The sequence below is a fragment of the Rhodoferax mekongensis genome (assembly GCF_032191775.1).
GTDB lineage: Bacteria > Pseudomonadota > Gammaproteobacteria > Burkholderiales > Burkholderiaceae_C > Allorhodoferax > Allorhodoferax mekongensis.
This window is the reverse complement of the sequence record NZ_CP132507.1, coordinates 1,462,591-1,480,190: the sequence shown is the minus strand read 5'-3', so window position 1 is coordinate 1,480,190 and position 17,600 is coordinate 1,462,591. Positions and strand designations below refer to the sequence as shown.

Annotated in this window: 27 protein-coding genes; 3 read left to right on the top strand and 24 right to left on the bottom strand. The window is 59.5% G+C overall.

Features of this window, described 5'->3' with window-relative positions; genetic code table 11:
* Nucleotides 1-19 precede the first annotated feature (19 nt).
* Together pdxA and RAN89_RS07255 are read right to left on the bottom strand one after the other, a co-directional pair.
* Nucleotides 20-1,066 carry a 4-hydroxythreonine-4-phosphate dehydrogenase PdxA gene (gene pdxA / locus RAN89_RS07260; protein WP_313868933.1) on the bottom strand — a complete coding sequence of 349 codons (1,047 nt, stop codon included), beginning with the start codon at nucleotides 1,064-1,066 and terminating at the stop codon, nucleotides 20-22.
* Nucleotides 1,063-1,818 carry a Nif3-like dinuclear metal center hexameric protein gene (locus tag RAN89_RS07255; protein ID WP_313868932.1) on the bottom strand — a complete coding sequence of 252 codons (756 nt, stop codon included), beginning with the start codon at nucleotides 1,816-1,818 and terminating at the stop codon, nucleotides 1,063-1,065. Before RAN89_RS07255 ends, pdxA begins: the two co-directional genes overlap by 4 nt.
* Nucleotides 1,819-2,297: 479 nt before the next feature.
* Between RAN89_RS07255 and RAN89_RS07250 the strand changes: the two genes are divergently transcribed.
* Nucleotides 2,298-3,440, top strand: coding sequence for a S1C family serine protease (locus RAN89_RS07250; RefSeq protein ID WP_313868931.1), 1,143 nt, complete (start codon nucleotides 2,298-2,300; stop codon nucleotides 3,438-3,440).
* Nucleotides 3,441-3,473: 33 nt separating this feature from the next.
* Here RAN89_RS07250 and tatC read toward each other — a convergent pair whose 3' ends face one another.
* The 14 genes from tatC to RAN89_RS07180 all read right to left on the bottom strand — a co-directional run bounded on the left by tatC (nucleotide 3,474) and on the right by RAN89_RS07180 (nucleotide 11,491).
* Nucleotides 3,474-4,259 (bottom strand): twin-arginine translocase subunit TatC, encoded by a 786-nt coding sequence (gene tatC / locus RAN89_RS07245; RefSeq protein ID WP_313868930.1) that lies wholly within the window; start codon nucleotides 4,257-4,259, stop codon nucleotides 3,474-3,476.
* A 21-nt stretch (nucleotides 4,260-4,280) separates the two neighbouring features.
* Nucleotides 4,281-4,724, bottom strand: coding sequence for a Sec-independent protein translocase protein TatB (tatB, locus tag RAN89_RS07240; RefSeq protein WP_313868929.1), 444 nt, complete (start codon nucleotides 4,722-4,724; stop codon nucleotides 4,281-4,283).
* A 95-nt stretch (nucleotides 4,725-4,819) separates the two neighbouring features.
* Nucleotides 4,820-5,053 (bottom strand): Sec-independent protein translocase subunit TatA, encoded by a 234-nt coding sequence (gene tatA, locus RAN89_RS07235; RefSeq protein WP_313868928.1) that lies wholly within the window; start codon nucleotides 5,051-5,053, stop codon nucleotides 4,820-4,822.
* Nucleotides 5,054-5,100: 47 nt separating this feature from the next.
* Nucleotides 5,101-5,478, bottom strand: a complete 378-nt coding sequence (locus tag RAN89_RS07230) for a histidine triad nucleotide-binding protein (RefSeq protein ID WP_313868927.1) — start codon at nucleotides 5,476-5,478, stop codon at nucleotides 5,101-5,103.
* The gene (locus tag RAN89_RS07225; protein ID WP_313868926.1) at nucleotides 5,475-5,876 is read right to left on the bottom strand and encodes a DUF4870 family protein; all 402 of its coding nucleotides are present in this window, start codon (nucleotides 5,874-5,876) and stop codon (nucleotides 5,475-5,477) included. Before RAN89_RS07225 ends, RAN89_RS07230 begins: the two co-directional genes overlap by 4 nt.
* 9 nt (nucleotides 5,877-5,885) lie before the next feature.
* On the bottom strand, nucleotides 5,886-6,266 hold the full coding sequence (locus RAN89_RS07220; protein ID WP_087496507.1) for a phosphoribosyl-ATP diphosphatase: 381 nt from the start codon (nucleotides 6,264-6,266) through the stop codon (nucleotides 5,886-5,888).
* 16 nt (nucleotides 6,267-6,282) lie between these two features.
* On the bottom strand, nucleotides 6,283-6,696 hold the full coding sequence (gene hisI, locus RAN89_RS07215) for a phosphoribosyl-AMP cyclohydrolase (protein ID WP_428984485.1): 414 nt from the start codon (nucleotides 6,694-6,696) through the stop codon (nucleotides 6,283-6,285).
* Between the two features lie 59 nt (nucleotides 6,697-6,755).
* On the bottom strand, nucleotides 6,756-7,535 hold the full coding sequence (gene hisF, locus RAN89_RS07210) for an imidazole glycerol phosphate synthase subunit HisF (protein ID WP_313868925.1): 780 nt from the start codon (nucleotides 7,533-7,535) through the stop codon (nucleotides 6,756-6,758).
* 3 nt (nucleotides 7,536-7,538) lie between these two features.
* Nucleotides 7,539-8,279, bottom strand: coding sequence for a 1-(5-phosphoribosyl)-5-[(5-phosphoribosylamino)methylideneamino]imidazole-4-carboxamide isomerase (hisA, locus tag RAN89_RS07205; RefSeq protein ID WP_313868924.1), 741 nt, complete (start codon nucleotides 8,277-8,279; stop codon nucleotides 7,539-7,541).
* A 68-nt stretch (nucleotides 8,280-8,347) separates the two neighbouring features.
* The gene (gene hisH, locus RAN89_RS07200) at nucleotides 8,348-9,010 is read right to left on the bottom strand and encodes an imidazole glycerol phosphate synthase subunit HisH (RefSeq protein ID WP_313868923.1); all 663 of its coding nucleotides are present in this window, start codon (nucleotides 9,008-9,010) and stop codon (nucleotides 8,348-8,350) included.
* Complete coding sequence (gene hisB / locus RAN89_RS07195; protein ID WP_428984484.1) at nucleotides 9,010-9,642, bottom strand: imidazoleglycerol-phosphate dehydratase HisB; 633 nt, start codon at nucleotides 9,640-9,642, stop codon at nucleotides 9,010-9,012. Before hisB ends, hisH begins: the two co-directional genes overlap by 1 nt.
* Nucleotides 9,639-10,787: a histidinol-phosphate transaminase gene (gene hisC / locus RAN89_RS07190; RefSeq protein WP_313868922.1), complete on the bottom strand. Its 1,149-nt coding sequence runs from the start codon at nucleotides 10,785-10,787 to the stop codon at nucleotides 9,639-9,641. Before hisC ends, hisB begins: the two co-directional genes overlap by 4 nt.
* A gap of 19 nt (nucleotides 10,788-10,806) precedes the next feature.
* Entirely contained in the window at nucleotides 10,807-11,271 is a 465-nt protein-coding gene (locus RAN89_RS07185) for a PIN domain-containing protein (protein WP_313868921.1), read from the bottom strand.
* Entirely contained in the window at nucleotides 11,264-11,491 is a 228-nt protein-coding gene (locus tag RAN89_RS07180; RefSeq protein WP_232459861.1) for a CopG family transcriptional regulator, read from the bottom strand. The genes RAN89_RS07185 and RAN89_RS07180 overlap by 8 nt, the downstream gene beginning before the upstream one ends.
* 25 nt (nucleotides 11,492-11,516) lie before the next feature.
* Here RAN89_RS07180 and RAN89_RS07175 point away from each other — a divergent pair, with 25 nt between their 5' ends.
* Both RAN89_RS07175 and RAN89_RS07170 read left to right on the top strand, forming a co-directional pair.
* Nucleotides 11,517-11,744: a hypothetical protein gene (locus tag RAN89_RS07175; protein ID WP_313868920.1), complete on the top strand. Its 228-nt coding sequence runs from the start codon at nucleotides 11,517-11,519 to the stop codon at nucleotides 11,742-11,744.
* 47 nt (nucleotides 11,745-11,791) lie between these two features.
* Complete coding sequence (locus RAN89_RS07170) at nucleotides 11,792-12,193, top strand: GFA family protein (protein WP_313868919.1); 402 nt, start codon at nucleotides 11,792-11,794, stop codon at nucleotides 12,191-12,193.
* Between the two features lie 107 nt (nucleotides 12,194-12,300).
* On the opposite strand, the gene RAN89_RS07165 is transcribed toward RAN89_RS07170, so the two are convergent.
* From RAN89_RS07165 to RAN89_RS07130, 8 genes are read right to left on the bottom strand one after another with little or no spacing between them, the layout of a single operon-like run.
* The gene (locus RAN89_RS07165) at nucleotides 12,301-12,687 is read right to left on the bottom strand and encodes a hypothetical protein (protein ID WP_313868918.1); all 387 of its coding nucleotides are present in this window, start codon (nucleotides 12,685-12,687) and stop codon (nucleotides 12,301-12,303) included.
* A 29-nt stretch (nucleotides 12,688-12,716) separates the two neighbouring features.
* The gene (gene hisD, locus RAN89_RS07160) at nucleotides 12,717-14,033 is read right to left on the bottom strand and encodes a histidinol dehydrogenase (protein WP_313868917.1); all 1,317 of its coding nucleotides are present in this window, start codon (nucleotides 14,031-14,033) and stop codon (nucleotides 12,717-12,719) included.
* A gap of 19 nt (nucleotides 14,034-14,052) precedes the next feature.
* Complete coding sequence (gene hisG / locus RAN89_RS07155) at nucleotides 14,053-14,691, bottom strand: ATP phosphoribosyltransferase (RefSeq protein ID WP_313869355.1); 639 nt, start codon at nucleotides 14,689-14,691, stop codon at nucleotides 14,053-14,055.
* Between the two features lie 38 nt (nucleotides 14,692-14,729).
* Nucleotides 14,730-14,972: a BolA family protein gene (locus RAN89_RS07150; RefSeq protein ID WP_087496497.1), complete on the bottom strand. Its 243-nt coding sequence runs from the start codon at nucleotides 14,970-14,972 to the stop codon at nucleotides 14,730-14,732.
* 7 nt (nucleotides 14,973-14,979) lie between these two features.
* Entirely contained in the window at nucleotides 14,980-15,735 is a 756-nt protein-coding gene (locus RAN89_RS07145; RefSeq protein ID WP_313868916.1) for an ABC transporter permease, read from the bottom strand.
* Nucleotides 15,732-16,658, bottom strand: coding sequence for an ABC transporter ATP-binding protein (locus RAN89_RS07140; RefSeq protein WP_313868915.1), 927 nt, complete (start codon nucleotides 16,656-16,658; stop codon nucleotides 15,732-15,734). Before RAN89_RS07140 ends, RAN89_RS07145 begins: the two co-directional genes overlap by 4 nt.
* A gap of 29 nt (nucleotides 16,659-16,687) precedes the next feature.
* The gene (locus RAN89_RS07135; RefSeq protein ID WP_087496494.1) at nucleotides 16,688-16,954 is read right to left on the bottom strand and encodes an STAS domain-containing protein; all 267 of its coding nucleotides are present in this window, start codon (nucleotides 16,952-16,954) and stop codon (nucleotides 16,688-16,690) included.
* Nucleotide 16,955: 1 nt separating this feature from the next.
* Nucleotides 16,956-17,597 carry an MlaC/ttg2D family ABC transporter substrate-binding protein gene (locus RAN89_RS07130; RefSeq protein WP_313868914.1) on the bottom strand — a complete coding sequence of 214 codons (642 nt, stop codon included), beginning with the start codon at nucleotides 17,595-17,597 and terminating at the stop codon, nucleotides 16,956-16,958.
* Nucleotides 17,598-17,600: the final 3 nt, after the last annotated feature.

The window sequence follows — 17,600 nt, the reverse complement described above, 5'->3', positions numbered from 1 at the left end:
ATAGGCGCCGGAAGCCGATTTAAGTCAAATTAGCGAGGCGCTTGGCCATGCGGACTGCCTCAATCAGGCTTTCCGCACTGGCGAGCCCCCGGCCGGCAATATCAAACGCTGTGCCATGGTCCGGGCTGGTACGGACCAGCGGCAAGCCCAGGGTTACGTTCACCCCCTGCTCTACGCCCATGTATTTCACAGGGATCAATCCTTGGTCGTGGTACATCGCCACGACCACGTCAAACTCAGCAGGATGATCTTCAGCGTGCCTTGCGCGCATGAATACGGTATCCGGCGCGATCGGCCCGTGGACATCAGCCCCATCTGCGCGTGCCGCTGCAATCGCTGGGAAGATCGTCTCGATCTCTTCCCGGCCGAACAAGCCGCCCTCCCCCGCATGCGGATTCAAACCGGCCACCGCGATACGCGGCTCGCGCCCCAGCACATCCCGCAAAGCAATGCGGGTAATGCGTATGGTTTCCAGGACATTGTCAAACGTCACTGCATCCAAGGCATCCCGCAGCGACACATGGATGCTGACGAGTACGGTCCGCAAAGCCTCGTTGGCCAACATCATGCGCACAGGCATTTCTGCCACGGATAAGCCACGGGCTTGCGCCGCCCGCGCCTGCAAAAGCTCGGTATGCCCGGGGTAGTTGTCGTAGGGCGCGCCTGCAGCACTTAATGCCTCTTTGTGCAAGGGCGCAGTGACCAGAGCCGCAATCTCGCCTTTCAAGGCGGCATCAGCCGCCCATGTGACGCAGCGCCCGGCAAACTCTCCGGCGCAAGCCTGCACTTGCCCCATGGCAACCGGCGCCAAGGCATCACCGATCTGCAAAACGGGAATGCATTGCGGGGGCGCAAGCAGCGCCTCCTCAGGAAAACTGATGTGCAAGACCGGCAACTGCAAATGTCCAGCGGCCACCTGCTGCGCAGCCTTCCGCATGGCGTGCACATCCCCGGCCACAAAACAGGCGCGCAGGACTTCAGGCTCCTCGCGGAAAGCCTTGGCGATGATTTCAGGGCCTATGCCTGCCGCATCGCCCATGGTGATGGCAATAGTGTGCGATTTCATGCGGGGTTCGGAATATCGATAAAGGTGTGACGGATTCCGAAATCCGTCGCCATTTTGGACGCCACAGCGGGTGCTCCGTAGCGCTCACTGGCGTGGTGCCCGCAGGCAATGTACGACACACCGCATTCGCGTGCATAGTGGGCTTGAGGCTCAGAAATTTCCCCGGTAATGAATACCTGCGCCCCGGCTGCAATGGCGGGTTCAAAGTAGCCTTGCGCCCCGCCTGTGCACCAGCCCACCTGGCTCACGGGACCAACCCGGCCAGACACCAAGGTTACCGACCGCCCCAGAGCTGCTTCTACGTGCTGTGCCAGTGCGGCGTCTGACTCCCACCCGCCAGAAAGTGTCGTCCCCAACAGCCCCAGCGATTGCTCCCCAAAACTGGCGTGTGCCTGAAGGCCCAAAAGCCGTCCCAGCTGCGCGTTGTTGCCCAGCTCCGGATGTGCATCCAGGGGCAGGTGATAGGCGAACAAATTGATGTCATGAGAAAGCAGCAAGGAAAGGCGTTTACGCATCCAGCCACTCACCTGGCCGTCAAAGCCTTTCCAGAACAAACCATGGTGCACCAGGATGGCATCTGCGCCGCAGTCTATGGCTGCCTGGATCAACGCCTCGCTCGCCGTGACGCCGGAAACCAAGTGTCGAATGTCTGTTCGTCCCTCCACCTGCAGCCCGTTATGGCAATAGTCCTTGAAACGCTCGGGTAGCAGCAGCGTCTGAAGGGATTGGAGAAGTGCGTGACGTTCAATCATGAGTTGGCGGACTAATTTGTCTCTGCTTTGTTCTGCTGGATTGTCCCAGACGGACCCGCCACTTCCAGCGTGCTGTCACACCCCGAGCCGGCCGATATCCAACGGGGGGCGAGCTTTCGCAGCAAAGCAGCCAATGGTTTCTTTGCAAACTGCATCCACCTCGGCAAGCAATGACCCAACATGTGTTGAGGCTCGGTCAACGCGCCACAGCGGTAAACATGCGCTTCCTCCACCCAAAGAAGCGCCTCGCACGCTCCCGTTCGACGCCTGCTCAACACCATCCCCACAGGACAGGGTTCCGCCAGGCAGCAAACGCCGCATCCATTGCAGACCGCACCCCATGCCGGCTTGGCAGGGGCCTCAGGCAGGATAAAGATGATGCTGCGGGGTTTCGCCATAGATCAGGGTAAATGCAAAGCTTAGCAGCCTACAATTTGCCCAAAGCACGCACGGTTGTGTGCCTCTTGCCGAGTGAATGCATGAAAAGACTTTGGTTGCTGTTTTCTCAAACCTGCACGGTGCTGTTGGCAGCCTATTTTGTGGTGGCCACCTTGAAACCGCAGTGGATAGGCCATGGCAGCGGCGCACGGGGCTCGATCTCCCTCTTTGAGACACCTGCTCCGGCTGCTGGTGAAATTCCTCCCGGCAGCCTCCGCGCGGCAGCACAAAAAGCTTCTTCGGCTGTGGTGAGCATCAACACCAGCAAAGCGGCCGTCAAGAACCCCAACGCCAACGATCCGTGGTTCCGCTTCTTCTATGGCGACCAGGGTGACGAACCACAGGGAGGACTGGGCAGCGGCGTCATCGTCAGCCCGGAAGGCTACATCCTGACCAACAACCACGTGATTGAAGAGGCCGACGAGATTCAGGTGTTCTTCAATGACGGACGTAAGGCACCCGCCAAGGTCATCGGTACGGACCCGGATAGCGATCTTGCCGTGCTGAAAGTGGAAATGGACAAACTGCCCACCATCGTGCTGGGCAATTCAGACTCCTTGCAGGTCGGTGATCAAGTGCTCGCCATCGGGAACCCTTTCGGTGTCGGCCAGACCGTGACCAGTGGCATCGTCAGTGCACTGGGCCGCAACCAACTCGGCATCAACACCTTTGAAAACTTCATTCAAACAGACGCTGCCATCAACCCCGGCAACTCCGGCGGCGCATTGGTAGACACCAACGGCAATTTGCTGGGTATCAACACGGCCATTTATTCACGCTCAGGCGGCAGCATGGGCATTGGCTTTGCCATTCCGGTCGCTACCGCCAAGCAAGTGCTCGAAGATATCGTGAAAGACGGCAAAGTCACCCGTGGCTGGATCGGTGTGGAGCCCAACGACCTGTCAGCCGAATTGGCTGAGACCTTTGATGTCAAAACCAAAGAAGGGGTCATCATCACCGGCGTTTTACAGAATGGCCCGGCCGCCCAAGCAGGCATCCGCCCTGGCGATGTCATCGTGAGCATTGCCGGAAAGCCGGTGCCAGACGTAACCCAACTGCTGTCTTTGGTATCTTCGTTGAAGCCAGGCACAGAGGCGAGCTTTGTGGTCCAACGCAAAGACGAGACCTTGAAGCTCAAACTCATACCCGGTGTCCGTCCCAAGCCCAAAGCGCAGAAGCGCTAGACAAAAAAGCCCCCGATTCCGGGGGCTTGCGACCTACGTTGTGGAGGTTGTCTCTTCGGGGGCTTGGGTGTGTTTGATAAACACCTGCGCTGCCCAGATGCCGATTTCGTACAAGATGCACATCGGGATGGCCAGTGCCAGCTGGGACACCACATCCGGCGGCGTCACGATGGCCGCCACCACAAAAGCCAATACAATGAAGTAGCTGCGGAAAGCCTTGAGCTTTTCGATGCTCACCAAGCCCATGCGTGCCAGCACCACCACGACAACAGGCACCTCGAAGGCCAGGCCGAATGCCAAGAACATCGACAGTACGAAGTCTAGGTAGTACTCAATATCCGGAGTGGCTGAGATGCTCTTGGGCGCAAAACTTTGAATGAACTTGAAGACCTGCCCGAAAACGAAGAAATAACAGAACGCGACACCCACGAAAAACAACAAGGTGCTGGATATCACCAAAGGCAAGACCAGCTTCTTTTCATGGCTGTACAAACCCGGAGCCACAAAAGCCCAGAGCTGCCAGAGGACTACCGGCAAAGCCAGCAAAAATGCTGTCATCAGCATGATCTTCAGCGGCACCAGAAACGGGGAGATCACCGACGTCGCAATCAGTTTGCCGCCTGCGGGCAAGGAGGCCACCAAGGGCTGTGCGAGGATGTCATAGAGTGCCGCTGGACCGGGGTACAAAGCCAAGAGGGCTAACGCAACGCCCACCGCAATCAGGGCTTTGACCAGACGGTCGCGGAGCTCCATCAAGTGCTGGACGAAAGGCTGCTCGGTGCCTGCAAGCTCGTCTTGCGGTTGATTTTCAGTGGACATGGGAGAAAAGTTGGGCGCCGCTCAATGGGCGCGAGGTGGACGGAACCGGGCCACCCGTGCAGCCCCTGACAACGCGCGGGTGCGCACACCATTGCGGGCCTTGTACCAGTGCGGCATGGCTCCCTGCTTGAGGCGCCACTTCTTGTTCGGGTGTTTGTAGGCGGGCGCTTCAGGCTCCAGCGCCGCGTCAGTCGCATCGGTCCATGACTTCTCAAAGTCGCTGGCCGAGGTCTGGATCGAGTTCTCTACATTGCGCGCCGCGTCTTCCACGGTGTCGCGCATCTTTTTCAACTCTTCCAGATCCATGGAGCGGTTGACCTCGGCTTTCACGTCGGCCACATAGCGCTGCGCCTTGCCGAGCAAGGCGCCCACGGTGCGGGCGACGCGGGGAAGCTTCTCCGGCCCGATGACGATCAGCGCCACCGCGCCGATCAGCGCCATTTTGGATATTCCTAGATCAATCATGTTTTACCGCCGGGCCGTCCCAAGGTAAAACGCAACCCCTTGGGGGGGCAGCGCAGTACACAGAGTGACAAGCGTGGGGGCCATGTACCTTTAGCTCAGTTCTTTTGCTTGGCTTCCACGTCGATCGTGGTTTTTTCAGAAGCGTTGGCCACTTGCTGCGCAGGGGCTGCAGGCTTGTCTTCCGGCGTAGAGCCGTCTTTCATGCCGTCTTTGAAACCCTTGACTGCACCGCCCAGATCGGAACCGATGTTCTTGAGCTTCTTGGTACCAAAGACCATGACGACGATCAACAGAACAATCAACCAGTGCCAGATAGAAAATGAACCCATGATGTACTCCTAACAATTAATTGAATTCTAGTCCCCACGGGGGAGACTCAACCCCGCAGCCAAGGGCGCGGACCGCCCATGACATGAAAATGCAAGTGATGGACTTCCTGCCCGCCTTCCACGCCGGTATTGGTTACCAGACGGTAGCCGCCTTCGGGGTAAGGGTTGCATCCCTCCTGCAAAGCCAGTTTGGGAACCAGGGCCATCATGTGACCCATCAGGGCACCATGTTCGGCGCCCACATGGGCCATGCTCGGAATGTGCGTCTTGGGGATGAGCAAAAAATGCACCGGCGCCCACGGGTTGATGTCGTGGAAGGCATAGACGTGCTCGTCCTCGTACACCGCCTTGGACGGAATCTGCTTGGCCACGATTTTGCAAAAAATGCAATTTGGATCGTGGGCGCTGTGGGTGTGCTCGCTCATGCACCAATCTCCTGACCTTTGTTCATGGCCACAAAGCCCGTCACGATACGGTAGAGAAACCACACGGATATGACAGCCCAGGCAATCGCTCCGGGAAAGTAGAACAACAAAAACAGCGGGAATGTCAGCAAGTAGGCCAGCCCCGCAAAAATGACAGAACGGATGCGCCACCGGAAGTGGGACGCATGCCAGGTGCCCGCCGCGTCATCGCGTTTGACCATGTCCAGAATCAAGGCAACAACCAGCAAGGTCATGCCGAACTGCCCGCCGGGAATGAAGGCTGCCACAGCCACGATAAGGTGCAGCACATAGCTGATGGTCCCTATGGTGTTGAGCGCCTGCAACTTGAGCAACAGGGCTTGGTCCGGCGTGGTGGGAGTGGTGAAATCCTGGCTCATGGCGACTCCTTACTTGGATTCGGCTTCGCGGGCGACTGCCTTGCGCAAGGCCTTTTCTTCCAGGCCGCTGGTGCCCAAGCGGCGCTCCAGTTCGGTGATGACGTCAGCAGGGCTCAGGCCGTAATGGGATAGCGCCACCATGCTGTGGAACCACAGGTCTGCCATTTCGTAGACGATCTTGGCTTTGTCACCGCCATGGTCCGCGTCTTTGGCGGCCAGCACCACTTCGGTGGCTTCTTCGCCGATTTTCTTCAAAAAGGCGTCAGGGCCTTTGTGCAGCAGGCGGGCCACATAGCTGGCTTCCGGGTCACCCCCATTAGCGGCTTTGCGGCTCTCGATGACTGCCGCCAAATGGGCCAGCGAGTCTTGAGAAGTGGGCTTGTCATGCATAGCTTGAGTACGCGCTTTATTTGTAAATGGATTCAGGGTCTTTGAGCACAGGGTCCACCGCCTGCCATACACCGTCTTTCAACACACTGAAGAAACAGCTGTGGCGGCCGGTGTGGCAAGCGATGCCGGGCTCGTGGCCAAGCTGGGTCACTTTGAGCAAGATAACGTCACTGTCACAGTCCATGCGGATTTCATGGACTTTCTGCACATGGCCGGACTCCTCGCCCTTGAACCAGAGCTTGTCCCGCGAACGGCTGAAATACACCGCCTGCCCCAGTTCCACCGTCTTTTGCAAAGCTTCGCGGTTCATCCACGCGAACATAAGCACATCACCGCTGCTTTGCTCTTGGGCGATGACAGGCACCAGACCCTTGGAGTCCCAGCGGATGTGCTTGATCCAGCTCACTGGAGGGTTTGTCGGAGATTCCATTTGCTATTTCTTTGATAGCTGCTCGCGCAGCATTGACGGGCGCCAGAGCACCAAAAGACTTAAATTCTGACCGGAATGCCCCGCTCCGCCATGCGCGCTTTGGCTTGGCCTACTGTGTATTCACCGTAGTGGAAAATGCTGGCAGCCAACACCGCATCGGCACCGCCCTGCTGCACACCGTCTGCCAAGTGATCGAGGTTGCCTACGCCGCCGCTGGCAATTACCGGCACGCTGACCGCATCGGCCACTGCGCGTGTCAGAGCCAGATCGAAACCACTCTTGGTGCCATCGCGGTCCATGCTGGTCAGCAGGATTTCGCCAGCGCCACGCCGGGCCATCTCTGTCGCCCAAGCAACTGCGTCGAGGCCGGTGTTTTTGCGGCCGCCATGGCTGTACACATCCCAACCGGGTCCACGGACCAAGGCGTCTTCTTCGGAGCGGCGCTTGGCATCTATGGCCACCACAATGCACTGCGCGCCATACTTGAGCGAGGCGTCTTCAATGACTTGCGGGTTGGCTATTGCCGCGGAGTTGAAACTGGTTTTGTCAGCGCCGGCATTCAGCAGACGGCGTACATCGTCCACAGTACGCACCCCGCCACCGACAGTGAGCGGAATGAACACTTGGGAGGCCACCGCCTCGATGATGTGCAGGATCAGGTCACGGCCATCACTGGTCGCGGTGATGTCGAGAAACGTGAGTTCGTCAGCGCCCTGGTCATTATAGCGGGCGGCAATTTCTACCGGGTCCCCGGCGTCCCGCAGCTCGACAAAGTTGACGCCTTTGACGACACGACCGCCGGTCACGTCCAGGCAAGGAATGATGCGTTTGGCTAACACTGTTTAGCCGTTCAACTCGTCAGCGCGTTGCTGTGCTTTTTCGAAGTCGAGATCGCCGCTGTAAATCGCGCGGCCACAGATCACACCTTCCACGCCTTCATCCTCCACTTCGCACAAAGCTTCGATATCAGCCATGTTGGACAGGCCACCGGATGCGATCACGGGGATGGTCAGCGCTTGGGCAAGCTTGACCGTGGCTTCGATGTTGATGCCCGAGAGCATGCCGTCGCGGCCAATGTCGGTGTAGATGATGGACTCGACACCGTAGTCCTCAAATTTCTTGCCCAGGTCCACCACATCGTGGCGGGTGAGCTTGCTCCAGCCGTCGGTGGCTACTTTGCCGTCACGGGCGTCCAGGCCCACGATGATGTGGCCGCCGAACGCGGTGCAGGCGTCCTGCAAGAAACCGGGGTTCTTGACTGCTGCGGTGCCGATGATGACGTAGCGCAACCCGGCGTCCAAGTAGCGCTCGATGGTGTCCAGATCGCGAATACCGCCGCCCAGCTGCACGTCGATTTCGCTGCCCACTTCCTTGAGGATCTTGCGGATAGCCTGTTCGTTCTTGGGGTGACCGGCAAAGGCGCCGTTCAAATCCACCAGATGGAGGCGGCGCGCGCCCTTGTCGACCCAGCTCCGGGCCATGACCGCAGGGTCTTCGCCAAAGGTAGTGGATTGGTCCATATCGCCTTGTTTGAGGCGAACGCAGTGGCCGTCTTTGAGGTCAATCGCAGGAATTAAAAGCATGGTGCTTCAGGGTTGGAGGGAAAAGAGAGTCGCTTTGCCAGGTGCAGAGATGCGGCAAGGATAAAGATTCAAGGATTCCAGTGCAGGAAGTTGCGGTACAGGGCCAAACCGTGTTCAGCGCTTTTCTCGGGGTGGAATTGTGTTGCGAAAATATTATCGCGCGCAATCGCACAGGAGAAGCGTTGGCCATAGTCGGTCTCGCCCGCGCTGTGGCGCGCATCTGACGGTCGGGCGTAGTAGCTGTGCACAAAGTAGAAGTAGCTGCCATCCGGCACATCGCCCCACACCGGATGGCGCGTGGCCGCATCTTGGCCGCCGGTTTGCCACACGCGGTTCCAGCCCATTTGAGGTACCTTGAAGCGGCTGCCGTCAGCCTGCATCTGACCGGCAAGGTCGAACTTGTCCACTTCGCCAGGAATCAAGCCCAGGCAAGGCGTGTCCAGCTCTTCCGAGTGATCCAGCAGCATTTGCATGCCCACGCACACCCCCATCAAGGGTTTGTGCGCTGCAGCGTGCATCACGGCATCGAACATGCCGGAATCATGCAGCTCGCGCATGCAGTCACGCATGCCACCCTGGCCGGGCAGCACCACGCGCTCCGCATCCATCACTTCTTGCGGGGTGCGGGCCCAGACGACCTCGACACCGGTGCCCTCGGCCACATGCATCACCGCCTGGGTGACGGAGCGCAAATTGCCCATGCCGTAGTCAACGACAGCGACCTTTTTCATCAGAGCGAACCTTTGGTGGAGGGAATCACACCCAATGCGCGCGGGTCGAACTCCAGCGCGGAGCGCAGGGCGCGGGCAAAGGCCTTGAACACGGTCTCGGCCTGGTGGTGGGCGTTTTCGCCCTTGAGGTTGTCAATGTGCAGGGTCACCGAGGCGTGGTTCACAAAGCCTTGGAAGAACTCGTGCGTGAGCTGGGTGTCAAACGCGCCGATCATGCCGCTCTTGAAGGGCACATGCATTTCCAACTGCGGGCGGCCGGAAAAGTCGATCACTACGCGGCTCAGCGCTTCGTCCAAGGGCACATAAGCGTGGCCATAACGGCGGATGCCTTTCTTGTCGCCCACCGCCTTGGCAAGGGCCTGACCCAGGGTGATGCCCACATCTTCCACCGTGTGGTGCCCGTCGATGTGCAAGTCGCCTTCGGCTTCGATGTCGAGGTCAATCAACCCGTGGCGGGCGATCTGGTCGAGCATGTGGTCGAAAAAGCCGATGCCGGTGGACAGGCGGCTCACACCCGTGCCGTCCAGGTTCACGCGCACGCGGATCTTGGTTTCCGCAGTGTTGCGGGACACTTCGGCAATGCGCGCGGGCATGGAGGCGGGGACTTCGGTGATCGGGTAATTGGTGCTCATAAGGTTTCCTGCAAGGCCTGAATCAGTCGGGCGTTTTCTTCGGCGGTGCCGACGGTCAAACGCAAACAGCGGGCCAGCAATGGGTGCATTTTAGAAATGTTCTTGACCAGCACCCCGCGCGCCTTCAAACCATCGAATATTTTTTGCGCCGCATCGTCCGCGCCGGGGAAGCGCACCAGCACCATGTTGGCATCGCTGTCCCACGCTTTCACACCGGACATGGCGCGCAATGCTCCTAAAAGAATAGCGCGTTGCGCACATATCTCTTGGGCTTGCACGGCAAAAGCATCTTGATGCTCTAGGGCAAACAAGGCGCACTCGTAATTCAGCACGCTGATGTTGTACGGCGGGCGCACCTTGTCCACCTGGGCAATCAGGGCAGCGGGGCCAGTCATGTAGCCCAGGCGCACACCGGCCAGGCCAAACTTGCTCAGGGTGCGCATCAGCACTACATGGGGGTGGGCGGCAGGGTTGGCGCGGATCACGTCCATGTAGGTGCGGCTGGAAAACGGCTGGTAGGCCTCGTCCACCGCCACGATGCTGCCCGCTTGCCTGGCTGCGGCAATCACGGTGGCCATGGCGTCGGCGTCCCACAAATTGGCGGTGGGGTTGTTGGGGTAGGCCAGATAGACGATGGCGGGCTGCTTCTCGGCAATGGCCTGCACCATGGCATGCACATCGAGGGCAAAGTCTTCGGTGAGCGGCACGCCCACAAAGTCCAGCCCTTGCAACTGGGCGCTCATGGCGTACATCACAAAACCGGGCGTGGGCGCCAGCACCACGGGGCGGGCCGCGCCGGGCTGGGCGGGTACATCGCAGGCCATGGAGAGCAGAGAGATCAGCTCGTCAGAGCCATTGCCCAGCATGATGTCGTGACCAGCGGGCATGCCCACGTACTGCGCCAAGGCTGCGCGTAGGTCGTTGACCCGGCCATCTGGGTAGCGGTTCAAGGCCAGTGCGCCCAGGCGTTGGCCCAGCGCGGCTTGCAGGTCAGGTGGCAGGGAAAACGGGTTTTCCATGGCGTCGAGCTTGACCATGCCTTTGGAATCCTGGACCGCGTAGGCATGCATGCCCTGCACGTCCTGGCGGATGCGGTGCGCAATAAGCGCCTGAACTTCAGCAGCAAAGTCGGCAGAGGTAGTCATGCGAGGGCTTTCAAAAAAACTAGTCGGCCAACGCCAAGTCGGCAGGCGTGGCTTGCAAAGGGTTCAGGATGGTGATGCCGTCGATCTGCTGACCGTGTTGCAGATCGAACGACAGCACATGGCTCGCACCGCTCTGTGCGGCGGCGGCAACGATGAGCGCATCCCAATACGGCAGGCCGAAGCGGGCTTCCACGCCCCAGGCGGTTTCCACCGTCTGGTGGTCAATCTGCCAAGGCTGCCAGAGCTGGTAGCGGCGCAGCTTGGCGCGCGCGTCGCCCTGCGGCATGGCGAAGTGGCGGGTGGCGCCCACGTAATAGGCATTCAGCACCTGCGTGCTCAAGCGCCCTGCCCTGTGCTGCCACAAGGCTTGGAGCCATTCGCGTACGCGGGTTTGGCGAGGAGCATCGAACGCATCATCGGCGGCCAACAGCACGTTGGTGTCTACAAAGACGATGGCGCCGGAGGTGTCGAGCGGGCTAGCCATTGTGTTGCTGGCCCCGTGCCGGGTAAGCCTTGCCACCCGAGCTAAAGCTGGAGGTATCCGCCACCCAATCGCGCTGGGCGCGGGCATACGCGTCGTCATGTTGCATCTTCTCTGTCAACATCTCGCCCACCAGCCGCGACACACTAGTGTTGCGGCGCGCCGCCTCGATCCGCACCCATTCCAGGGTGGCGTCTTCGACGGTGATGGTGACGTTTTTCATCTTGAAGCCAGTTTACACGAAATTCGTGTTGCACGAAGTTCGTGTTAATTTTCAACTGTTTGTTTTCGTTGACATTCCGTTCCGTATCAATGGCTCGTCGGCAAGGTTGGGCATGCGTTTCGCAATGACCACTCATCTGAACCAAGGCTCCACTCCGAATGAGCGCCTGAACAAAGCAAAAGTGGGTTTGTCGCCGGAGATTCATCAAGCCCGGATACCCTACCGGGTTGCAGCCGCTCAGATCAGAGAGTGACCTCTGCATGCAAAACCGACGATCCACATCGACCCGCGAAGGCCCCCATGACCAGACAAGTAGGCTCCGTTGAGATCAGGGCCCAGCACCGTGCCTCATGCCACTGTGGAGCCGTGGTACTCGAGCTTGATTTGCCGGATGGAATCGTGAATGCGCGGCGTTGCAACTGCTCCATCTGCAAGCGAAAAGGCGCTGCGGTGGCATCGGTACCCGTCACGGGCCTGAGAGTTCTTCAGGGGGCGGAATCACTCCAGCTCTACCAGTTCAACACACGGTCTGCCAAGCACTACTTTTGCAAGGTATGTGGCATCCACACGCACAACCAGAGCCGCTCCCAGCCCGGACAGTACGCCTACAACGTGGGATGCTTGGAAGACGTCAATCCACATGAGCTGGGAACGCTACCCGTCAGTGACGGGGTGAACCATATCTCCGACCGCAAGGCCTGAAAATCTACTTCAACCGTTGGAAAACGAATATCTTCTTTAGCCGCTAGCGCCCAGCGCATATGCCGGGGTAGCTACCGAATTGATAGCAAATCCATTACCCCAACACCTCAGAGGCAGGGGTACACCGTCCCCAGCGCATTCACCATCACCAGCTGCACCGGCATGTCGGCCTCATACAGGTCGGCATTGCGCTTCAGTTCGGTGGTGTACAGGTTCTTGGCCATGCTGGGCTCCAGACGGCGGCCATTGAGGCAGATGCCGGCGCTGGCACCTGCGCGTACCGCTTGGGTGTGGGCCTCGAGCGCGCCTTCCATGACACCGACCAGGTAGTAGTCGGTATAGGTGCTGCCTTGCTTTTCCGTCTTCTCCAAGGCCCGCATTTCGCGGATCGTCATGGCTTGGGCCGTCGAAACTGCGACAAGGCCCAGAACAAAACACGCAGCCGCTTGCCGCAGTGTGGAGAAGGCGTGGGGAGTATGAAGTGTAGTGCGCATGTGGATTGGTCGTCCTGATGCGCCCATTCTTACTTCAATCGCATTTCCGCCGCACGTGCATGGGCTTGCAGGCCCTCGCCATGCGCCAGCACAGAGGCAATCTGCCCCAACGCTTGGGCGCCTTGCTCGCTCACCTCGATGAGGCTGCTGCGCTTCTGAAAGTCGTATACGCCCAGCGGGCTGCTAAATCGCGCAGTGCCACTGGTAGGCAGCACGTGGTTGGGGCCGGCGCAGTAGTCGCCCAGGCTCTCGGAGGTGTAGGCGCCCAAAAAGATGGCACCGGCGTGCTTGAGCAAGGGCTCCCAGCGGTGCGGGTCGTTGCTGGAGACTTCCAAGTGCTCGGGCGCAATGCGGTTGCTGATTTCGCAGGCCTCTTCCATGCTGCGGGTCTGGATCAGCGCGCCACGGCCGGTGAGGCTCTTGGCGATGATCTCGGCGCGCGGCATTTCATTGAGCAATCGATTGATCGAGGCTTGCACCTGATCGATGTAGGCCGCGTCCGGGCACAGCAAAATGCTTTGCGCCAGCTCGTCGTGCTCGGCCTGGCTGAACAAATCCATGGCCACCCAGTCAGGCGGTGTGGTGCCGTCTGCCAGCACCAGTATCTCGCTGGGGCCGGCAATCATGTCGATGCCCACGGTACCGAACACGCGGCGCTTGGCGGCGGCCACATAGGCGTTGCCGGGGCCGGTGATTTTGTGCACGGCAGGGATGGTGGCGGTGCCATAGGCCAATGCGGCCACCGCTTGCGCGCCGCCGATGGTGAACGCACGCGTCACGCCGGCCACATAGGCGGCGGCCAGCACCAGGGCATTCTTTTCACCTTTAGGCGTAGGTACTACCATGATGATTTCGCCGACCCCTGCTACGTGGGCAGGGATGGCGTTCATCAACACACTGCTGGGATAAGCCGCTTTGCCGCCGGGCACATAAATGCCCACACGGTCCAAAGGCGTGACCTTTTGGCCCAAGAGCGTGCCGTCCTCATCGCGGTAGCTCCAGCTCTCGCCAGAGGCCTTCTTTTGCGCTTCGTGGTAGCTGCGCACCCGCTTTGCGGCCGCCTCCAGCGCAGCACGCTGATCTGCGGGAATACTATCGAAAGCCGCCTTGAGCTCGGCCTGGGTCAGCTCCAACGCCTTCATGTCGGTGACGTTCAGGCCATCGAAACGGGCGGTGTACTCCAGCACCGCCGCATCGCCACGCTGCTGCACGTCAGCCAGGATGTCGGCCACACGCTGCTCGATAGCCGCATCGGTATCCGCAGACCAATGCAGGCGCGCCTTGAATTGCGCTTCAAATGCGGCATCAGCGGTGGATAGACGTGCGGGAGCAGCTACAAAAGTCATAGCAAATGGAATTCCGGGGTTATGGGGCTACGGCGCCTGCAAAGGCGTCGATGATTTTGCGGATCGGTTCTTGTTTGAGCTTGAGCGCAGCTTGATTCACCACCAAACGGGAGCTGATGTCCATGATGCGCTCCACCTCGACGAGGTGGTTGGCCTTGAGCGTGTTGCCGGTGGACACCAAATCCACAATCGCGTCGGCCAGCCCGACCAAGGGAGCCAACTCCATGCTGCCGTAGAGCTTGATCAGATCCACGTGCACGCCCTTGCTGGCGAAGAAGTCGCGGGCAATGGCCACGTATTTCGTTGCCACTTTCAGGCGGGAGCCCTGCTTGACGGCAGACGCATAGTCAAAGTCCGCGCGCACGGCCACGCTGATGCGGCACTTAGCAATCTGCAAATCCAGCGGCTGGTACAGGCCTTGGCTGCCATGTTCCAGCAATGTGTCTTTGCCGGTAATGCCGAGGTCGGCGCCACCGTACTGCACATAGGTAGGTACGTCGGTTGCACGGACCACCAGCACACGCACGTGGGGCTGGTTGGTTTCCAGAATCAATTTGCGGGACTTCTCGGGGTCGTCCAGCACTTCAATGCCAGCAGCTTTGAGCAGCGGCACGGTTTCTTCAAAAATGCGGCCTTTGGACAGGGCCAGGGTGATCATGTCTGCGCTCATGGCGGGCTCTCGGGGTTGCGTGCGCCTCAGGCGGACTGGGCTGCCCATTCGGTGGGCGAGAAGGTTTTCATGGACAAGGCGTGCACCTCGTCGGTTTGCATGCGGTTGCCCAGGGTGGCGTATACCAGCCGTTGGCGCTGCACGAGGCGTTTGCCTTCAAATTCAGGCGACACGATGGTGGCGTACCAGTGGCGGCCATCGCCTTCGAGCGCGCAATGGTCGCAGGCGAGGCCGGCGGTGATGATGGCTTGGAGTTGGTCTGCGGTCATAGGAATCTCAGCTGCGGATTTTGTAGCCGCTGCGCAGCAATTGAAGGGCAATCAGGCTCACAGCAACGGTCGCGCCGCCGACAACAGACAAGCTCATCCAGGGGGACACATCGCTGATGCCGAAGAAGCCGAAACGGAAGCCGTCGATCATGTAGAAAAACGGATTGAAGTGACTCACCCCTTGCCAGAAAGCAGGCAAGGAATGGATGGAATAAAACACGCCGCTCAAGAACGTCATGGGCATGACCACAAAGTTCTGGAAGGCGGCAAGCTGGTCAAACTTCTCTGCCCACAGGCCTGCAATCAAGCCCAGTGCGCCCATCAAGGTGGCGCCCAGCACAGCGAACACCAGAATCCACAGAGGCGCTGCATAGCTCATGGGCGCAAAAAACGCTGCCACCACGAACACGCCAAGCGCCACGACCAAACCGCGGATCACGGCGGCACCCACGTAGGCTACAAACCAGTTGAAATACGAGAGGGGCGTCAGCAACAGGAACACCAGATTCCCCATGACCTTGCTCATGATGAGCGAGGACGAGCTGTTGGCAAATGCGTTCTGCAACAGACTCATCATGGCCAGGCCCGGCACCAGAAAGGCGGTGTAACTGACCTGGTCGTACACCTTCACATGGCTTTCCAGGGCGTGGCCGAAGATCAGCAGGTACAACATGCCGGTCAGCACGGGCCCGGCAATGGTTTGGGCCGCAACCTTCCAGAAGCGCAGGGTCTCTTTGTAGAGCAGAGTTTGCCAGCCGTTCATGCCTGTGCTCCTTGCTGGTTCATGACATCGAGGAACACATCCTCCAGATCGGCTTTGCGGATCTCCACGTCATCCACCGTGACGCCGGCCTGACGCACCGCAGCGAGGTAATTTTCAATTTCGAGCGCGTTGTTGGCTGGCAACTGAACAATACGGCCGGTGATGCGGGCACGTGCAGCGAGTTCAGGGGGCAGCATATCGGCGGTCTTGAAGCGCAGCACATTGCTGCTGGCCGCCTTGAGCAGGTCGCTGGTTTTGTCCAAAGCCACGATGCGGCCGGTCTTGAGCATGGCAATGCGCCCACACAACGCTTCGGCCTCTTCCAAATAGTGGGTGGTCAGCAACACGGTGCTGCCTTGCTTGTTGAGGTTGGCGACAAACTGCCAGAGCGTCTGGCGCAGCTCCACGTCTACACCGGCGGTGGGCTCATCCAGCACGATGACGGGTGGCTTGTGCACCAAGGCCTGCGCCACCAACACACGGCGCTTCATGCCGCCAGACAATTGGCGCATGTTGGCGTTGGCCTTGTCGGCCAGGCCCAAGCCTTCCAGCAGCTCATCGACCCAGGCGTCGTTGTTCTTGAGCCCGAAGTAACCGGACTGGATGCGTAGCATCTCGCGCACATTGAAGAAGGGATCAAACACCAGCTCTTGTGGCACCACACCCAGCTTGCGGCGGGCGTCGGCGAAATCGCTTTGCACGTCGCTGCCCAAGACTTGCACACTGCCACTGGTGGGGCGGGACAAGCCGGCCAGCATGCTGATCAGGGTGGTTTTGCCAGCACCGTTGGGCCCGAGAAGACCAAAAAATTCGCCCTCTTCGATGTTGAGACTGACGTTATCGACTGCCTTGAAGGTGGTGCCTTTCGGCCCCTTGGGCGAGGGATACGTCTTGGAGATGGATTGGAAGGAGATGGCGGGCATAAAGAACCCGCGATTTTACGCTGCTGCCCTCAGGCGGGCTTGAGCAGTGCGTCAATCCCGTACAGGGCGGCCAGATCGCGCAAACGGGCGGGGAGCTTTTGCACCGCAAATACCTTGCCCGCCTTGGCGCACTCGCGCCGCAGTTCCAGCAAGACGGCCAGCGCGGAGGAGTCAAAGCGCTGCAAACGCTCGCCATCGACAACGACGGTCGCAGCTTCGTGCTGCAGTCCGTCGCGAAGCTCCGACAGACAGGCCGGGGCGACTTCATGTGTCATGGTGGCGGGCAGGTTCAGCACATCAGCCTTTCTTGGCGTTGGCCTTGTTTTGTTCGGCCAAGGCGTCAATCAAACCATCAACACCCTTGGCATTGATCTGCTGGGCAAACTGGCTGCGGTAGGTTTCCACCAGCCAGACGCCCAGAACGTTCAGGTTGTAAATCTTCCAGCCGGCGCCCACTCCGGGAGTTTTCTCAAGGCGGTAGTCCAGCTGGATGGGATCACCCTTACCTTTGATTTCGGTACGAACGATGACTTCTTTATCTTCAGGCGCCATGCGCATCGGCTTCATGGCGATAGTTTGGTCATTGACCTGAGCCAACGCTCCGGCATAAGTGCGAACCAACAGAATCTTGAATTCGTCTTGCAAGCGCTTTTGCTGCTCGGGCGTCGCCTGGCGCCAACCCGGGCCCACTGCGGAGGCCGTCATGCGCTGGAAGTTCACGTTGGGCATGATGCGCGTGTCCACCAATGCCACGATCTTTGCGGTGTCACCAGTGCGGATCGATTTGTCTGCCTTGATGGTATCCAGCACATCGACCGACAAGCGCTTGATCAGTGCGTCAGGAGCCTCGTCATCGGCATGGGCCGCAGGGGCAAAAACCACGCCTGCAACCAGAGCCAAAGAGCTTGCCAACCCCAGAAAACCACGTTTACTCAACATTTT

What these genes read in the sequence shown, in the direction of transcription:
- pdxA (WP_313868933.1), bottom strand. Translation starts at nt 1,066, where the DNA reads ATGAAATCGCACACTATTGCCATCACCATGGGCGATGCGGCAGGCATA.
- RAN89_RS07255 (WP_313868932.1), bottom strand. Translation starts at nt 1,818, where the DNA reads ATGATTGAACGTCACGCACTTCTCCAATCCCTTCAGACGCTGCTGCTA.
- RAN89_RS07250 (WP_313868931.1), top strand. Translation starts at nt 2,298, where the DNA reads ATGAAAAGACTTTGGTTGCTGTTTTCTCAAACCTGCACGGTGCTGTTG.
- tatC (WP_313868930.1), bottom strand. Translation starts at nt 4,259, where the DNA reads ATGTCCACTGAAAATCAACCGCAAGACGAGCTTGCAGGCACCGAGCAG.
- tatB (WP_313868929.1), bottom strand. Translation starts at nt 4,724, where the DNA reads ATGATTGATCTAGGAATATCCAAAATGGCGCTGATCGGCGCGGTGGCG.
- tatA (WP_313868928.1), bottom strand. Translation starts at nt 5,053, where the DNA reads ATGGGTTCATTTTCTATCTGGCACTGGTTGATTGTTCTGTTGATCGTC.
- RAN89_RS07230 (WP_313868927.1), bottom strand. Translation starts at nt 5,478, where the DNA reads ATGAGCGAGCACACCCACAGCGCCCACGATCCAAATTGCATTTTTTGC.
- RAN89_RS07225 (WP_313868926.1), bottom strand. Translation starts at nt 5,876, where the DNA reads ATGAGCCAGGATTTCACCACTCCCACCACGCCGGACCAAGCCCTGTTG.
- RAN89_RS07220 (WP_087496507.1), bottom strand. Translation starts at nt 6,266, where the DNA reads ATGCATGACAAGCCCACTTCTCAAGACTCGCTGGCCCATTTGGCGGCA.
- hisI (WP_428984485.1), bottom strand. Translation starts at nt 6,696, where the DNA reads ATGGAATCTCCGACAAACCCTCCAGTGAGCTGGATCAAGCACATCCGC.
- hisA (WP_313868924.1), bottom strand. Translation starts at nt 8,279, where the DNA reads ATGCTTTTAATTCCTGCGATTGACCTCAAAGACGGCCACTGCGTTCGC.
- hisH (WP_313868923.1), bottom strand. Translation starts at nt 9,010, where the DNA reads ATGAAAAAGGTCGCTGTCGTTGACTACGGCATGGGCAATTTGCGCTCC.
- hisB (WP_428984484.1), bottom strand. Translation starts at nt 9,642, where the DNA reads ATGAGCACCAATTACCCGATCACCGAAGTCCCCGCCTCCATGCCCGCG.
- hisC (WP_313868922.1), bottom strand. Translation starts at nt 10,787, where the DNA reads ATGACTACCTCTGCCGACTTTGCTGCTGAAGTTCAGGCGCTTATTGCG.
- RAN89_RS07185 (WP_313868921.1), bottom strand. Translation starts at nt 11,271, where the DNA reads ATGGCTAGCCCGCTCGACACCTCCGGCGCCATCGTCTTTGTAGACACC.
- RAN89_RS07180 (WP_232459861.1), bottom strand. Translation starts at nt 11,491, where the DNA reads ATGAAAAACGTCACCATCACCGTCGAAGACGCCACCCTGGAATGGGTG.
- RAN89_RS07170 (WP_313868919.1), top strand. Translation starts at nt 11,792, where the DNA reads ATGACCAGACAAGTAGGCTCCGTTGAGATCAGGGCCCAGCACCGTGCC.
- RAN89_RS07165 (WP_313868918.1), bottom strand. Translation starts at nt 12,687, where the DNA reads ATGCGCACTACACTTCATACTCCCCACGCCTTCTCCACACTGCGGCAA.
- hisD (WP_313868917.1), bottom strand. Translation starts at nt 14,033, where the DNA reads ATGACTTTTGTAGCTGCTCCCGCACGTCTATCCACCGCTGATGCCGCA.
- hisG (WP_313869355.1), bottom strand. Translation starts at nt 14,691, where the DNA reads ATGATCACCCTGGCCCTGTCCAAAGGCCGCATTTTTGAAGAAACCGTG.
- RAN89_RS07150 (WP_087496497.1), bottom strand. Translation starts at nt 14,972, where the DNA reads ATGACCGCAGACCAACTCCAAGCCATCATCACCGCCGGCCTCGCCTGC.
- RAN89_RS07145 (WP_313868916.1), bottom strand. Translation starts at nt 15,735, where the DNA reads ATGAACGGCTGGCAAACTCTGCTCTACAAAGAGACCCTGCGCTTCTGG.
- RAN89_RS07140 (WP_313868915.1), bottom strand. Translation starts at nt 16,658, where the DNA reads ATGCCCGCCATCTCCTTCCAATCCATCTCCAAGACGTATCCCTCGCCC.
- RAN89_RS07130 (WP_313868914.1), bottom strand. Translation starts at nt 17,597, where the DNA reads ATGTTGAGTAAACGTGGTTTTCTGGGGTTGGCAAGCTCTTTGGCTCTG.